Below are 15,208 nucleotides of genomic sequence, written 5' to 3'. Positions count from 1 at the left end.
ATGCTCTCCTTTTATTCTGGTTTGTGTGCCTGATCGAGTAAGGCTTTCTTTACATCATATAATCTCTGGGATAAATCTACATAAACCCGGTGTGGATAGAAGAGACGTTTTGTCTCGTCCCACAGGGAGTCTTTTTCCTGTTTACAATATTCTGCAATCTCCGTGACAGAAGGGGAAGTGTAAATACATTCTCCGTTTTTGAAGATCGGAACAAGCATTTCACGCATGGCATAAGTGCCGCCTGTAAGCTTTGTTTTCTTCCATGTCTCCAGCGGGTCAAAGAGAAGAAGATCCTGACTTTCGTCAAATGTTTCATCAGCGAAGCAGATCAGATCAGCTTTGATCTTGCCGGTCTCTTTTTCATAGATACGGTAGATTGTCTTATTTCCTGGATTGGTGATCTTTTCTGTGTTTTCAGAAATCTTGATCTTCGGGATAAATTCTCCGTTTTCATTCTTGATTGCAGACAATTTGTATACACCGCCAAATGACGGGCAGTCTTTGGACGTGATCAGATGAGTACCAACACCCCAGGAGTTGATTGCTGCACCCTGTGCCTTCAGATCATGGAGCAGATATTCGTCAAGATCATTGGAAGCGCAGATGGAAGCGTCCGGGAATCCGGCTTCATCTAACATTTTACGTGCTTTTTTGGAAAGATATGCAAGGTCTCCGCTGTCCAGACGGATTCCGTATTTTTTTAATGGTTTTCCTGCGTCTTTAAATTCCTGGAAGACACGGATGGCATTTGGGACGCCAGATTTTAATGTGTCATAAGTGTCTACCAGAAGTGTACAGTTGTCCGGATATAGCTCTGCATAATATTTAAATGCAGTGTATTCGTCCGGGAATGTCATGATCCAGCTATGTGCGTGAGTTCCCATAACAGGGACATCAAAAAGCTGACCTGCCAGTACATTTGACGTACCGACACATCCGCCGATCATAGCGGCACGTGCTCCGTAAAGTCCGGCATCCGGTCCCTGTGCACGGCGCAGTCCGAACTCCATGATTCCGTCTCCGTCGGCGGCATAGACAACACGGGAAGTCTTAGTAGCGATGAGAGACTGGTGATTGATCAGATTCAGGATAGTTGTCTCGACAAGCTGAGCTTCCATGATCGGAGCAATGACCTTAAGCAGTGGTTCTTTTGGGAATACTACGCTTCCTTCCGGAATTGCATAGATATCTCCTGTAAAGTGAAAACCACTTAAATACTGAAGAAAATCATCATCAAAAATGTGAAGACTTCGTAAGTAGTCCACATCTTCGTAGGTGAAATTCAGGTTCTTAATATAGTCAATGACCTGGTCAAGTCCCGCGCAGACGGAATAACCATTGCCGCAGGGATTGTGACGGTAAAACACATCGAATACAACCGTCTCATGTTGACCTTTTTTATAATAACCCTGCATCATTGTCAGTTCATATAAATCAGTCAGCAGTGTTAAATCTTGTTTGTTCATAGTGAGCTCCTTTCATGACTGAATCGTAAGCTTTGTTTTCATAATTGATGATACCACGGATTGCTTCGTATCGTACATTTCATGATATCTTGTGTATTATATATCATAATGGTACCTTTATACAAGGGTATGATTTTTCTCAATCGTGTCCTTTATGATCTTCTGGCAGTGAACATCGATTTTCTTGCGGTCTTCTTTTTCCATTTCATTCATATATATAGGGGAGCAGTACTCCAAAACAACGTGTGTTTTTCTGATATATGGCAAATGTCCCTCAAAAATATTAATGGTGTTATTCAGTGCAACAGGTACGATCGGACATCCGCTCTTTTCTGCAATTTTAAAGGAACCGGCATGGAATGGAAGAAGACTTAATTCTTCTCCTTTGTTGCGTGTCCCTTCTGGGAAAATAAAAACAGAAATTCCATTTTTCACCTGATCGATCGCAGTTAGGATGGTTTTAAGACCTTCTCTTATATTGTCGCGATCCAAAAACAGGCAGTATACCCGTTTCATCCAGGTGCGAAGGAACGGGTAATTTAACATTTCCTTTTTGGCAACGAATCCGGTCAGATCCCTGCAGCGGGAATAAGTCAGCAAAATGTCAAAATAACTTCTGTGGTTGCCCACGTAGAGAACCGGTTCATCAGGAACACGGTCTTCTCCGATGACGGTCACTTCGACACCGGAAATTTTCAGGATCACTTTAAATCCCCATTGAACGATACGTAGTGCTGCGAGATCGGCTGAGCGTTTATTCACTTTGCCAATAAGCCAGAGAATTCCGAGTACAGGAATCCCGAGCAGAAAATATAACAATAAAAATATTGCAACGAGTATAAATCGTAACATATGTCAAGTTCCTCCAACTAATATCTTCCATATAAAATAGTCATGCCACGAAGTTCATCGGCAAGTTCGCCTTTGAGCGCGGACTGCTGATATCGCCAGCTCCAGTTCCCGGCGCCGATACCTGGTGTGTTCATGCGCCCTTCTGCACCGACACACAGAACATCCTGAAGAGGAAAGATTGCATATGCAGCAACACTTGCAAGTGCGGTTCTAATAAGATCCAATGGGAAATGTGTATCATTGCTGCAGTGTGTGTAGCGGCGTACTTTGTCGCGGCATTCCGGGCGCAGTGTCTGATACCAGCTGCGAGTCGTGTCGTTATCATGAGTTCCGGTATAACATACGCATACTGGAGAAGTGTAGCGGTGTGGCAGGTAGCTTCCTTCATCCAGAGAGTCAAATGCAAACTGCAGAACCTTCATGCCCGGGAATCCAAATTCATCTCGCAGAGCTTCCACTTCCGGGGTGATAACGCCCAGATCTTCTGCAATAATTGGAAGGTCTCCCTCAAAAGCATCACGGACTGCGGAAAATAATGCATGGCCCGGAGCCTTTACCCATTCGCCATTCACAGCGGTCGGTTCGCCGTAAGGAATGGACCAGAAAGCTTCAAATCCGCGGAAGTGATCTACACGCAGAATATCCAGGTTGTGGAGCTGTGCACGGATACGGGATATCCACCAGGAAAAATGTTCCGCCTCATGAGCTTCCCAGTTGTACAATGGATTACCCCATAACTGTCCGGTGGCTGAAAAATAATCCGGCGGTACTCCGGCTACGCGAGTCGGATACCCTTTGGAGTCCAGTTGGAACAGATGCTGGTTCGCCCACACATCGGCGCTGTCCATAGATACAAAAATCGGGATATCACCGATGATGCGGATACCGTGGTCATTTGCATATTTTTTGATTCGTTTCCACTCGTCAAAGAATAAGAATTGAATGAAACGATAGTATTCTATATCTTCGTGCATGGATTTAAAAAGGCCGGCTTTGAATTCCAAAGTCGGACACCGGTATTCATCCGGCCAGTGGAGCCAGTCAGCGCCATGGTGTAATTTCTTACATGCCATAAACAAAGCATAGTCATCCAGCCAGTAGCGGTTGCTTTCATAAAATTCCTGGAAAGACTGGTCCATGCCTGGGATTTCATGGCGTTTCTGTGGAAAACGGCTGTAGGCAAGGGCCAGAACTTTCTCCTTCCACGGAATGACCTGTCCATAATCTACGTGACTTGGGTCTGCAATCGGGCAATCGGTAAGTTCCCAGCCACCGATCAGTCCAAGACGGATCAAATGTCTTGGATCAATGAGAAGAGGCTGACCTGCAAAAGCAGAAAAACTCTGGTACGGAGAGTCTCCGAAACCTGTGTGGGTCAGTGGCAGTACCTGCCAGAGATGTTGACCTGCCCGTGCCAGAAAATCGATAAAGGCATATGCTTCATCTCCAAGATCCCCAATCCCGTAAGGGGAAGGCAGAGAAGTCGGGTGAAGCAAAATGCCGGATAAGCGTTCGTTATTTATCATATTTTTGTAATCTCCTTTTAAAACCATGTTAAAGTAGGAACTTTTAAACTTAATGCCTGCTTATACAAAGTCAAGCCGAGGCATTCTTGGACATGGTATTTTATTAAGTATACAACAATTTTGGAATTTTTCCTAGACTTGGTGTGTATGATGTTATAAAAGGTTTTTCAAGAAGAAAGAGAGCATCATGAATCGAAAACATTTCTACATAATTGCAGGGATTTTTATTCTGGCACTGGCTGGGTGCAGTATTAAAAAGGAAGATACAAAAAAGATACAGGATATTGAATTTACGGTAGTAGCACCAGAAGACGTACCAGAGGAACTGAAAGAAGATATCGAAAAGGCGCGGGATACCCCATTTCGTCTGACTTATGCAGATCAGGGGTATCTTTACATGGCGCGAGGGTATGGAGAAAAAGAAAAAACAGGGTACAGTGTAGAGGTCAACGCATGCTACGAAACATCAGATGCTATCAGAATCCAGACAACACTTCTCGGTCCGGCAAAGGGCGAGAAGACAAAAGAAAAGAAGACATATCCGTATGTGGTGATGAAAACAGAATATAGAGAGAAAGATGTGATATTTGAGTAAAAGTAATGTGCCAGCCATAGTTGGGGTTTTTGATACAACATTATAATAAAACAAACAATAAGGGGGACATGTGTGTGAATTGTGAAAAAAAGATGCTGAATATTTACCGACAGGGGAAAACTTTTACGGACCAGTTCTATGTAGATGAGGATTATAATGTGCCAGACACGAAAGCTGATATCCGGGAGATTATAGAGAGCGATGCGGTTATGGAGGAAATCGACCTGAAGCTTGTGGAGAATTATATCCGGATCACCGGGCGGCTTGCTTTTCAAGTTTTATATGTTGCAGATAACAGTGACAATACCTTATCTTCTCTGGAAGGGAAAATTCCCTTTGAGGAAATGTATTATGTAGACGAGACTTTGGAAGAAACGTTATTTTTGAAAGCAGCGCAGACAGAGCTGACTGTCAATCTGATCCATTCCCGGAAAATCAATGTGAAAGCGATGGCGGAAGTAACCATGAGTTCGGACAGTCAGGTAAGTGAAGAAGTGACGACCGGGATTGAGAGTGGGGAGCAGATTTATACAAAATACCAGGAGAAGCAGATCCTGACTCTTCACACTGTGAAAAAAGATACATACCGCATCAAAGAGCAGCTGACAATCTCCGGAACAAAAGAAAGTATCGGAAACATTTTGTGGAAAGAAGTACTCAGCCGCCGTCTGGACACAAGGCTGGAGGCAGATACATTAAAACTTCAGGGAGAACTTCTTGTGTTTTGTCTTTATGAATCAGTGGATGGAAAGACAGACTGGATCTGTGAAAATGTTCCGTATGAGGGACAGGTAGAGTGCTTTGGTGCAGAGGAAGGTATGTACCATCAGATTTATCCGATTCTTACAGATGCACTTTTAGAGCCAGCTATGGACGAGGACGGAGAAATGCGTCTGCTTGGCATTGAGGCAACCCTTTCTATGCGGTTCTTTTTGTGCACGGAGGAAAAGATACAGATATTAGACGATTTATATTCACTGAAAACATGTTGTGTTCCAGCGTATACGCAGTGCAAGGTGGAAAATGTTCTGATGCAGAATCATTCCAAATGTAAAATCGCAGAGCGGTTGTCACTGCCTGAGATTAAAGATGACATTTTACAGATCTGCTATAGTGATGCGAGAATTCAAGTCGAGCAGATGACGGTTCAAGACACAGGTATTCAGATAGAAGGAGTACTCCATATCCGTTTTATGTATGTCAGACCGGACGATCAGATACCATTTGCTCTGTGGCAGGGGATGATACCATTTTCCTGGCTGTTGGAAAGCAATGAAGTCCAAGCGGATATGACATTGGATATGATGCCGTCTCTGGAACAGCTTGGCATCAGTCTCCTTGGAAATGGAGAGATAGAAGTAAAGGCGGTGCTGGCATTTCGGAGTTTCCTTCGTGGGAAAGTGACATTTCGTAACATAGATTCAGTAGAAGAGAAAGAGATAGATTATAAAGTGTTGGAACAAAGACCGGGAATCATTGGATATATCGTAAAAGAAGGCGATGAACTGTGGAATCTGGCGAAATACTACGGCACGACAAAGGAAGGGATCATGGACATCAATCATATGGAGTCGGAACAGTTGAAATGTGGCGACAAACTATTGATTTTTAAGGAAAATGCCAGTATACTGTAGGTATATTGTATACAAGACGGGGCTGGATACGAGGAGAAAAAGTTATGGATAAAATGGAATTAAAGGCACTTGGAAAGATCAATCTTGGATTGGATGTGCTTGGTCGCAGGGAGAACGGATATCACGATGTTCGTATGGTTATGCAGACAGTATATCTGTATGATCAGATCGTGATAACGAAGACAAAGCAGCCGGGAGTAAAGGCAGAGACGAATCTTTTTTATCTTCCGGTAGATGAGAATAATCTTGCATGCCGGGCAGCAAAGATGCTGATCGATGAGTTTAACATTACCGAAGGAGTGCACATTTCCATGGACAAGAAAATTCCGGTATCAGCAGGTATGGCCGGCGGAAGCGCAGATGCGGCAGCAGTTCTTTTTGGAATCAATAAGATGTTCGGACTGGGACTTAGCATGACTGAGCTTGAAGAACGGGGGGTAAAGCTTGGCGCAGATGTACCATACTGTCTGATGCGTGGGACAGTTCTGGCAGAGGGAATCGGCGAGAAGCTGACACCTCTTTTGGCCTGTCCAAAGTGTTTTGTGCTGCTGGCAAAACCACCGATCAGTGTATCGACGAAGATGGTCTATGAAAAACTGGATGCATTGGAAATTACAGAACACCCGGATATCGATGGTATTTTAAACGGACTTGCGAGAAAGAATATCCATAAGGTGGCAGAGTGTATGGGAAATGTACTGGAGCAGGTGACGATTCCTGTCTATCCGGTCATTGAACAGATCAAAAATGTCATGAAAGAAGGCGGAGCCATGAACGCTATGATGAGCGGAAGTGGTCCGACCGTATTTGGCTTATTTGAAGACAGACAGTCAGCGAGACGTGCGGCACAGAAGATAAAGGAACAGAAACTGGCAAAACAGGTATATGTAACGAGTATACACCAGGCAAGGAGGAAGTAGAAAGCATGGAGCAAAATTTGAAAGTCAATGAAAATGAATACCTTCCGCTCAGGGATGTGGTATTCAATACACTCAGACAGGCAATCCTTCGAGGAGAGTTTAAACCGGGTGAAAGATTGATGGAAATCCAGCTTGCAAATAAACTGGGTGTGAGCCGTACCCCGATCCGTGAGGCAATCCGTAAGCTGGAGTTGGAAGGTCTGGTCATTATGATTCCGAGAAAAGGTGCGGAAGTGGCGGACATTACGGAGAAAAGCCTGCGAGATGTGCTGGAAGTCAGAAAAGCACTGGAAGAACTGGCAGTGCAGCTCGCATGTGAGAAGATCACTCAGGAAGAGTTGGAAGAATTGGAAAAGGCCGGAGAGAATTTTAAAAAAGTCCTGAAAAGAAGTAAAGACATCACAGAAGTAGCAGAGGCAGATGTGCGATTCCATGATGTGATCTATATGGCAACGGATAATCAGAAACTGATTCATCTGCTGAATAAATTAAGAGAACAGATGTACCGCTATCGTGTAGAATATTTGAAGAACCCAGATGTGCACGAGCAATTGACCCAGGAACACGAAGAGATCGTGTACCATATCAAGAGAAGAGAAAAAGTAGAAGCAACAGCAGTTACATGTCAGCATATTGATAATCAGGTATCTGCGGTGACGGACAAGATCAGAACGAAGAATAATTAGCAGATACCTGTATAATCTACGGATATCTGTCCATACTTTCTGTATAAATTCAATTTAAATGTTTGAGTGATTGCAGGAGGTACATAGATATGCGAAAGTTATGGGATCTGTTGAGAAATAAAATCGGGACAAAGCATCTGATTTGTGGTATACTTGGTATTTGTATAGCAGTTGGATGGATGTGGAGTTTTACTGCATGGCGCGTGGCTTTGGTGGATAAGAAAATCTGCGAGACGCAGCGGGGGATTGCAGATGAAGTCTTTCGTTTTCATGTGCTGGCCAACAGTGACAGTGAAAAAGACCAGCGGGTGAAGCTAAAAGTCCGGGACGCAGTGATTGCCTATATGACATCTGAGATGCCAGGTACCACAAACCAGATGGATCACGCAGTGACAATGGATCAGGCGGAGCAGATGAATCCAGGCATTCATAAAAATTCTGCACAGGCAACGAAGAAATGGGCAGAGTCTCACTTAAATGATCTGATCCTGGTGGCTGACGAGGTGCTTGAACGGGAAGGCATGGATTATCAGGCAGATGCGCACGTGACGAAGTGCTGCTTCCCAGAAAAAAAATACGGAGATATGACATTTCCACAAGGCGAGTATGAGGCGCTGAGGATCACATTGGGTGAGGCGGCCGGACATAACTGGTGGTGTGTGTTATATCCAAATCTCTGTTTTCTGGACAAGACTTGTGCGGTGGTGAGTGATGAAGGGAAAGAAGACCTTAAAGGGGTGCTTACTGATGAGGAATATCAACTGCTTACGGATAATAAAGAACTTAAGGTGAAATGGTTTTTCTTCGGAGATTAGGAGAGTATGAGATGACAGAGTTTCTTGTACGACATTTTGTAAAAGATTATGAGAATACGAGTAAGGTGTCTGTGCGTACAGCATATGGAGTGCTGGCAAGCGTGACAGGCATCTTTTGTAATATATTGCTATTTGCGGCAAAATGGCTGATTGGCTATCTGCTTCACAGTATTTCTGTTATGGCAGATGCATTTAACAACCTGTCTGATGCAGGTTCTTCGATCATCAGTCTGATCGGGGTGAAGATGGCAGGAAAACCGGCAGATAAGGAGCACCCGTTCGGACATGGAAGAATTGAATATATTGCGGCGCTGATCGTGGCCTTTCTTGTAATGGAAGTTGGATTCACATTTTTTAAAAGCGCTATTGCGAAGATCAGGGAACCGGAAGAGTTACATTTCCAGGCGGTATCTATGCTCATATTATTTCTGTCAGTGGCAGTGAAGCTGTGGATGGGAGTGTTTAATAAAAATCTTGGAAAACGTATCAATTCCCAGGTTATGATGGCGACTGCAGCAGATTCCATGGGAGATGTGATTACAACGGGGGCGACTATCGCTTCAGTATTATTTTTTTATTTTACAGGAATTAATATTGACGGATATGTAGGACTTGGTGTATCGTTAGTCGTTATGTGGGCCGGTATCGGAATCGCAAAAGATACGCTGGAGCCATTGATCGGGGCACCGGTGGACCCACAGGTCTATAAGCAGATCAGTGACTTTGTGGAGAAATATGACGGGATTCTTGGAAGCCATGATTTGATCGTACATAATTACGGACCAGGAAGGAGCATGGCATCCATTCATGCGGAGGTCCCGAATGATGTGAATATTGAGACATCCCATGAGGTTATCGACCGGGTGGAGCGAGAAGCATTAGAACAGCTTGGGATTATGCTCGTAATACATATGGATCCTGTAGAGACAAAAGACGAGCATGTGCTGGAGGCAAAGGAGAAAGTCGAGAAGGTGCTGCGGGCGATGGATCCTAAGCTTAGTATCCATGACTTTCGAATGGTTCCCGGAACGGATCAGATCAATCTGATTTTTGATCTGGTCGTACCATTTGAATATGATCAGAAAAAACAGGATCATATCCGGTCTGCGATTATGGGAGTTTTACAGATTGTAGATCCAAGATATCAGTGTGTCATTACAGTGGAAAGGAGTTACGTTGCAAGTGCCAAAGAAGGAGTATAAATACATGATTGACGGCCGCGTCCGCTTCAGCGAGATCGACCACACAAGAAAGATTACAGTTCCATCGATCATCAATTATTTTCAAGATTGCAGTACATTTCAGTCAGAAGATATCGGAGTCGGTCTGGACGTACTTTCAAAAAAGAAAAAAGCGTGGATTCTGACTTACTGGCAGATCGTAATCGATCATTATCCGAAAATGAATGATAAGATCCAGGTCAGCACATGGGCTTCAAAGTTCAAGGGAATGCTTGCAGAGCGCAACTTCTGTATGACAGATGAGAATGGAGAAAAGGCTGCGTACGCACAGTCAGTCTGGGTATATATGGATGTAGAAAAGGGGCGTCCGGTAAGACCAGATCAGGAAGAACTGGATGCCTATGGACAGTGTGAACCGCTGGAGATGGACTATGAATCCAGAAAAATTGCACTGCCGGAAGAATGTATGAGTCTGGAGCCGTTTCCGGTGCGCAGATACCATATTGATACGAATGAACATGTAAATAATTGCCAGTATGTACAGATGGCTATGGAAATGTTGGATCAAGAGAGAGTAATCCGTCAGGTGCGGGTGGAATATAAGAAATCAGCAGTGCTGGGGGATATGATTGTTCCCAGGACAGGTGACAGAGATGGCCGGACAGTTGTGGAACTGTGTACGACAGAAGGAGAATTGTATGCAGCAGTAGAATTTGCATGGGTGTAAGGGCATTTACATAAAATAGGCTGATGATAGATGATTGTAGAGAGAAAGGATAAGACAGATGAAGTTAATCGAAGAACTCGGAAAACGAAGAATGCTGACAGTTGTAAAGACAGTTGATTTTGGAATATATCTTGGAACAAGTGAGGAACGTGTACTGCTTCCAAAGAAAGAAGTACCAAAAGAAATTGAGATTGGAGATCCGGTGGAAGTATTTCTTTACAAGGATTCCAGCGACAGATTGATTGCAACAACAGCAGAACCAAAGATCACATTGGGTGAACTGGCTGTTCTGACAGTGAAAGATACCGGAAAGATTGGAGCATTTCTCGACTGGGGACTGCCGAAAGACCTGCTACTTCCATTCAAAGAGCAGACTGCTAAGGTGAAAAAAGGAGATCAGGTGCTGGTTACGCTTTATGTGGACAAGTCCGAGAGATTATGTGCGACTATGAAGGTTTATGAAAAATTAGAGACAGACTCTCCGTATAAGAAAGACGATCATGTAGAAGGAATCGTCTATGAGAGAAGCGATAACTTTGGAGTTTTTGTAGCAGTAGACAATAAGTATTCTGCACTGATCCCGAAGCGTGAAGCGTACGGCGGACATCTTCAGGTTGGGGATAAAGTCCATGCAAGAGTTATAAAGGTACGTGAAGATGGAAAGCTGGACTTAAGTGTGCGTGAGAAAGCATTTATCCAGATGGATGCAGATGCAGAGCTGATCGTAAAACGGATGGAAGAGCACGGGGGAAAACTGCCATTTACAGACAAGGCAGATCCGGAAAAAATTAAAAATGAACTGGGACTGAGCAAAAATGCATTTAAACGTGCAGTAGGACGTCTTTTAAAGGAAAACAAAGTCATTATTACCGAAAAATCTATTGAATTTCTGCACAAATAAGGTATAATGGGGGCGTGATAAACTTTGAAAGGAGCGCGAGCGCATGAAAGTACAGAATATTACAGATATCGAAGGATTTTTTAAAGCAATCGACGGTTGTAAAGGAAAAGTTGAGCTTGTTACTGGTGAGGGAGACAGACTGAATTTAAAATCAAAATTATCCCAGTATGTATCACTCGCGACCATCTTTTCAAATGGAGAGATTCCGGAAATGGAAATCGTCGCACATGAAAAAGAAGACATCGACAGGCTGATTTCCTATATGATTAACGGCTAGGATCAGAAGAGAGAATGAAGTATTGATGAGAGTATTAGCGTTGGCGGGCGAAAAAGTCTGTCAGCGCTTTCTTTTCTATCTGTATCAGAGCAGCAAGAATGCAAGGGCATTTTTCGAATGCTAAGATAAGGAAAATAAGGGAGAAAAATATATGAGCTTTGCACATTTACATGTTCATACAGAGTACAGTCTGCTGGACGGCTCCAATAAAATTAAAGAGTGTGTGGCGCGGGTCAAAGAGCTTGGAATGAACAGCGTGGCAATTACTGATCATGGCTGTATGTTCGGCGTGATCGACTTTTACCGTGCTGCCCGTGCTCAGGGAATCAAGCCGATCCTTGGCTGTGAAGTTTATGTGGCACCAGGATCCAGGTTTGACAAAGAGGCTGTAGGAAGCGGAGATGACAGATATTATCATCTGGTTCTTCTGGCAGAAAATGATGAAGGATACCACAATTTGATGAAAATTGTATCTCGTGGTTACACAGAAGGATATTATTATAAACCACGTGTGGATCTGGAGCTTTTGAGGGAATTTCACGAAGGAATCATTGCGCTTAGCGCGTGCCTGGCAGGTGAGGTTCAGAAAAATATCACAAGAGGCATGTACAGTGAAGGAAGAGCAGCAGCTCTTAGGTATGAGGAAATATTTGGAAAAGGGAATTTTTTCCTGGAGCTGCAGGATCATGGAATTCCGGAGCAGCAGACGGTCAATCAGGCATTGATGCGCATGTCACAGGAGACGGGAATTGAACTGGTAGCAACGAACGATATACATTATACTTATGCAGAAGATGCGCGGGCACACGATATTCTGCTCTGTATCCAGACAGGTAAGAAGTTGGCAGACGAGGATCGTATGCGCTATGAGGGCGGACAGTATTATATCAAGTCAGAAGAGGAAATGAAGAAGCTGTTCCCATATGCATTGCAGGCTCTTGAGAACACACAGAAGATTGCAGACCGTTGTGACGTGGAAATCGAATTTGGTGTGACCAAACTTCCAAAATACGATGTTCCGGATGGACTTTCCTCCTGGGAATATTTGAACAAATTGTGTTACGAAGGGCTGGAAAGACGTTACCCGAATCCTTCACAGGATTTGAAAGACAGACTGGACTATGAACTGTCAGTTATTCACAAGATGGGCTATGTCGATTATTTCCTGATTGTGTGGGATTTTATTCACTATGCAAGGTCACAGAAGATTATGGTCGGACCGGGACGTGGTTCCGGTGCCGGAAGTATTGTGGCGTATTGTCTGGAGATTACAAGTATTGATCCGATTAAATACCAGCTTCTGTTCGAACGTTTCCTGAATCCGGAGCGTGTGTCCATGCCCGATATTGACGTGGATTTCTGTTACGAGAGGCGTCAGGAAGTGATCGACTATGTAGGAAGAAAGTACGGCGCAGACCGAGTCGTTCAGATCGTCACATTTGGTACACTGGCTGCCAGAGGTGTGATTCGGGATGTAGGACGTGTGATGGATCTGCCGTATGCATTTGTAGATAATATAGCGAAGCTTATTCCGAAGGAGCTGAATATTACTTTGGATAAGGCACTCAAGACCAGTTCAGAACTTCGAAAGTCCTATGAGGAAGACCCACAGGTAAAAGAACTGATTGACATGTCCATGCGTCTGGAAGGACTTCCAAGACATACTTCCATGCATGCAGCCGGAGTTGTTATCAGCCAGAAGCCGGTAGAAGAATATGTGCCGCTGTCACTTGGATCAGATGGATCTGTAACGACTCAGTTCGTAGCGACCACGCTGGAAGAGCTGGGACTTTTGAAAATGGACTTTCTGGGGCTTCGCACCTTGACGGTGATCCGGGATGCAGAGAAGTTTGCAAGCTACAGTTCCGGAAAAGAGATCAACATTAACAAGATTAATTTTGACGATAAAGCAGTACTGGATTCTATTGGAACGGGAAAGACAGACGGTGTGTTCCAGTTAGAGAGCGCAGGAATGAAGAACTTTATGAAAGAGCTGAAACCGCAGAGTCTGGAAGATATTATCGCCGGAATTTCTCTGTATCGTCCGGGGCCGATGGATTTTATCCCTCAGTATATTAAAGGAAAAGAACATCCGGAGCTGATCACCTATGACTGCCCACAGCTAGAGCCGATCCTGTCGCCAACTTATGGCTGTATCGTCTATCAGGAGCAGGTTATGCAGATTGTGCGTGATCTGGCAGGATATACACTTGGACGAAGCGACCTTGTGCGCCGCGCTATGTCTAAGAAGAAAGCCGATGTCATGGCAAAGGAACGCCAGAATTTTGTGTACGGAAATCCAGAGGAAGGTGTACCAGGCTGTATTGCAAATGGTATTGACGAGAAGACTGCCAATAAGATTTATGATGAAATGACAGATTTTGCCAAGTATGCGTTTAACAAATCCCATGCGGCAGCATATGCGGTCGTTTCTTACCAGACAGCATGGCTCAAATATTATTATCCAGTAGAGTATATGGCAGCTCTTATGACCTCAGTCATTGATAATCCAGGAAAGGTAGCCGAGTACATTTACAGTTGCCGCCAGATGGGAATCAAGATTCTGCCGCCGGACATTAACCATGGTTACAGCAGCTTTTCTGTAGATAATGGAAGTATCCGGTACGGACTGGCAGCGATCAAGAGCATCGGCAGACCAGTCATCAAAGAAATTGTTGCAGAGCGGAAAGCAAACGGAGAGTTTAAGAATCTGAAAGATTTCATTGAGCGGATGTCAGGAAAAGATATCAATAAGAGAACGATTGAGAACTTTATCAAATCCGGTGCATTTGACGAACTTGGAGGAACAAGAAAGCAATTCATGGTCATCTATGTACAGATTCTCGACCAGGTGAACCGGGAGAAGAAAAATTCCATGACAGGTCAGATGACTCTTTTTGATATTGTAGGAGAAGAACAGAAATCCGAGTTCGATATTCCGCTGCCAAATGTAGGTGAATACGAGAAGTCTACGAAACTTGCTTTCGAAAAAGAAGTGCTTGGAATCTACTTAAGCGGACATCCGATGGAAGAGTACGAGGAGCAGTGGAGAAAAGGCATTTCCAAAACGACACAGGATTTCCAGTTTGATGAGGAATTGGGATTTTCAAGAGTCAGTGATGGCGCAGCAGAGATCATTGGTGGAATCATTGCGAGCAAGACAATCAAATACACGAAGAATAATAAGACCATGTGTTTCCTGACGATCGAAGATATTATGGGATCAGTAGAAGTCGTTGTATTCCCAAGAGATTATGAGCGCTATCATCAATATCTGGAAGAGGAAAATGTTGTCTTTGTTAAGGGACGGGTGTCAGAAGAGGATGAAGCCTCCAGCAAACTGATCTGTGAGAAAGTTATTCCATTTGGACAGAAGAAACAGGAACTCTGGATCCAGTATCCGGATAAAGAAACATTTCTTCAGGGAGAGAAGATGCTATATGATATGCTTGCATCTTCTGATGGAAATGATGAAGTTATAGTATATTGTAAGGCAGAGCGGGCGGTAAAACGCCTTCCATCTAACCGAAATGTGAATATAGAACCTGGATTGCTAAGCAGGCTTATGAATTATTTTGGTGAATCTTGCGTAAAAGTGGTGGAAAAACCATTGAAAAGCTAAGGCAAT

General features: G+C 43.9%; 13 protein-coding genes. 10 read left to right on the top strand and 3 right to left on the bottom strand.

Going from position 1 to position 15,208, the window contains the following annotated elements:
• Positions 1-11: 11 nt before the first annotated feature.
• The 3 genes from NQ560_RS13360 to malQ all read right to left on the bottom strand — a co-directional run bounded on the left by NQ560_RS13360 (position 12) and on the right by malQ (position 3,844).
• Positions 12-1,466 carry a nicotinate phosphoribosyltransferase gene (locus NQ560_RS13360; protein ID WP_005333258.1) on the bottom strand — a complete coding sequence of 485 codons (1,455 nt, stop codon included), beginning with the start codon at positions 1,464-1,466 and terminating at the stop codon, positions 12-14.
• A gap of 117 nt (positions 1,467-1,583) precedes the next feature.
• On the bottom strand, positions 1,584-2,318 hold the full coding sequence (locus tag NQ560_RS13355; protein ID WP_005333259.1) for a lysophospholipid acyltransferase family protein: 735 nt from the start codon (positions 2,316-2,318) through the stop codon (positions 1,584-1,586).
• Positions 2,319-2,335: 17 nt separating this feature from the next.
• On the bottom strand, positions 2,336-3,844 hold the full coding sequence (gene malQ / locus NQ560_RS13350) for a 4-alpha-glucanotransferase (protein ID WP_040015498.1): 1,509 nt from the start codon (positions 3,842-3,844) through the stop codon (positions 2,336-2,338).
• A gap of 187 nt (positions 3,845-4,031) precedes the next feature.
• Here malQ and NQ560_RS13345 point away from each other — a divergent pair, with 187 nt between their 5' ends.
• From NQ560_RS13345 to NQ560_RS13300, 10 genes are all read left to right on the top strand, one after another.
• Positions 4,032-4,439: a protease complex subunit PrcB family protein gene (locus tag NQ560_RS13345; protein ID WP_005333261.1), complete on the top strand. Its 408-nt coding sequence runs from the start codon at positions 4,032-4,034 to the stop codon at positions 4,437-4,439.
• A 74-nt stretch (positions 4,440-4,513) separates the two neighbouring features.
• A complete protein-coding gene (locus tag NQ560_RS13340) occupies positions 4,514-6,073 on the top strand; it encodes a DUF3794 and LysM peptidoglycan-binding domain-containing protein (RefSeq protein ID WP_173821254.1) in 1,560 nt (519 codons plus the stop codon).
• Positions 6,074-6,117: 44 nt separating this feature from the next.
• Positions 6,118-6,993: a 4-(cytidine 5'-diphospho)-2-C-methyl-D-erythritol kinase gene (gene ispE / locus NQ560_RS13335; RefSeq protein ID WP_005333263.1), complete on the top strand. Its 876-nt coding sequence runs from the start codon at positions 6,118-6,120 to the stop codon at positions 6,991-6,993.
• Between the two features lie 5 nt (positions 6,994-6,998).
• Positions 6,999-7,679 (top strand): GntR family transcriptional regulator, encoded by a 681-nt coding sequence (locus NQ560_RS13330; protein ID WP_005333264.1) that lies wholly within the window; start codon positions 6,999-7,001, stop codon positions 7,677-7,679.
• Between the two features lie 89 nt (positions 7,680-7,768).
• Complete coding sequence (locus NQ560_RS13325; RefSeq protein ID WP_005333265.1) at positions 7,769-8,494, top strand: stage II sporulation protein R; 726 nt, start codon at positions 7,769-7,771, stop codon at positions 8,492-8,494.
• An 11-nt stretch (positions 8,495-8,505) separates the two neighbouring features.
• Positions 8,506-9,696: a cation diffusion facilitator family transporter gene (locus tag NQ560_RS13320; protein WP_040015500.1), complete on the top strand. Its 1,191-nt coding sequence runs from the start codon at positions 8,506-8,508 to the stop codon at positions 9,694-9,696.
• A 4-nt stretch (positions 9,697-9,700) separates the two neighbouring features.
• On the top strand, positions 9,701-10,402 hold the full coding sequence (locus tag NQ560_RS13315; protein ID WP_022278517.1) for an acyl-[acyl-carrier-protein] thioesterase: 702 nt from the start codon (positions 9,701-9,703) through the stop codon (positions 10,400-10,402).
• 58 nt (positions 10,403-10,460) lie between these two features.
• Entirely contained in the window at positions 10,461-11,303 is an 843-nt protein-coding gene (locus NQ560_RS13310) for a CvfB family protein (protein ID WP_005333268.1), read from the top strand.
• A 43-nt stretch (positions 11,304-11,346) separates the two neighbouring features.
• Complete coding sequence (locus NQ560_RS13305) at positions 11,347-11,580, top strand: hypothetical protein (protein WP_005333269.1); 234 nt, start codon at positions 11,347-11,349, stop codon at positions 11,578-11,580.
• 151 nt (positions 11,581-11,731) lie between these two features.
• Positions 11,732-15,202, top strand: a complete 3,471-nt coding sequence (locus NQ560_RS13300) for a DNA polymerase III subunit alpha (RefSeq protein ID WP_005333270.1) — start codon at positions 11,732-11,734, stop codon at positions 15,200-15,202.
• Positions 15,203-15,208: the final 6 nt, after the last annotated feature.

The organism is Dorea formicigenerans, assembly GCF_025150245.1.
Lineage (GTDB): Bacteria > Bacillota > Clostridia > Lachnospirales > Lachnospiraceae > Dorea > Dorea formicigenerans.
The sequence above is the reverse complement of the archived record's forward strand: the minus strand, read 5'-3'. Positions and strand labels throughout refer to the sequence as shown.

Coding starts and splice junctions, on each gene's coding strand:
- NQ560_RS13360 (WP_005333258.1), bottom strand. CDS start 1,466: ATGAACAAACAAGATTTAACACTGCTGACTGATTTATATGAACTGACA.
- NQ560_RS13355 (WP_005333259.1), bottom strand. CDS start 2,318: ATGTTACGATTTATACTCGTTGCAATATTTTTATTGTTATATTTTCTG.
- malQ (WP_040015498.1), bottom strand. CDS start 3,844: ATGATAAATAACGAACGCTTATCCGGCATTTTGCTTCACCCGACTTCT.
- NQ560_RS13345 (WP_005333261.1), top strand. CDS start 4,032: ATGAATCGAAAACATTTCTACATAATTGCAGGGATTTTTATTCTGGCA.
- ispE (WP_005333263.1), top strand. CDS start 6,118: ATGGATAAAATGGAATTAAAGGCACTTGGAAAGATCAATCTTGGATTG.
- NQ560_RS13330 (WP_005333264.1), top strand. CDS start 6,999: ATGGAGCAAAATTTGAAAGTCAATGAAAATGAATACCTTCCGCTCAGG.
- NQ560_RS13325 (WP_005333265.1), top strand. CDS start 7,769: ATGCGAAAGTTATGGGATCTGTTGAGAAATAAAATCGGGACAAAGCAT.
- NQ560_RS13320 (WP_040015500.1), top strand. CDS start 8,506: ATGACAGAGTTTCTTGTACGACATTTTGTAAAAGATTATGAGAATACG.
- NQ560_RS13315 (WP_022278517.1), top strand. CDS start 9,701: ATGATTGACGGCCGCGTCCGCTTCAGCGAGATCGACCACACAAGAAAG.
- NQ560_RS13310 (WP_005333268.1), top strand. CDS start 10,461: ATGAAGTTAATCGAAGAACTCGGAAAACGAAGAATGCTGACAGTTGTA.
- NQ560_RS13305 (WP_005333269.1), top strand. CDS start 11,347: ATGAAAGTACAGAATATTACAGATATCGAAGGATTTTTTAAAGCAATC.
- NQ560_RS13300 (WP_005333270.1), top strand. CDS start 11,732: ATGAGCTTTGCACATTTACATGTTCATACAGAGTACAGTCTGCTGGAC.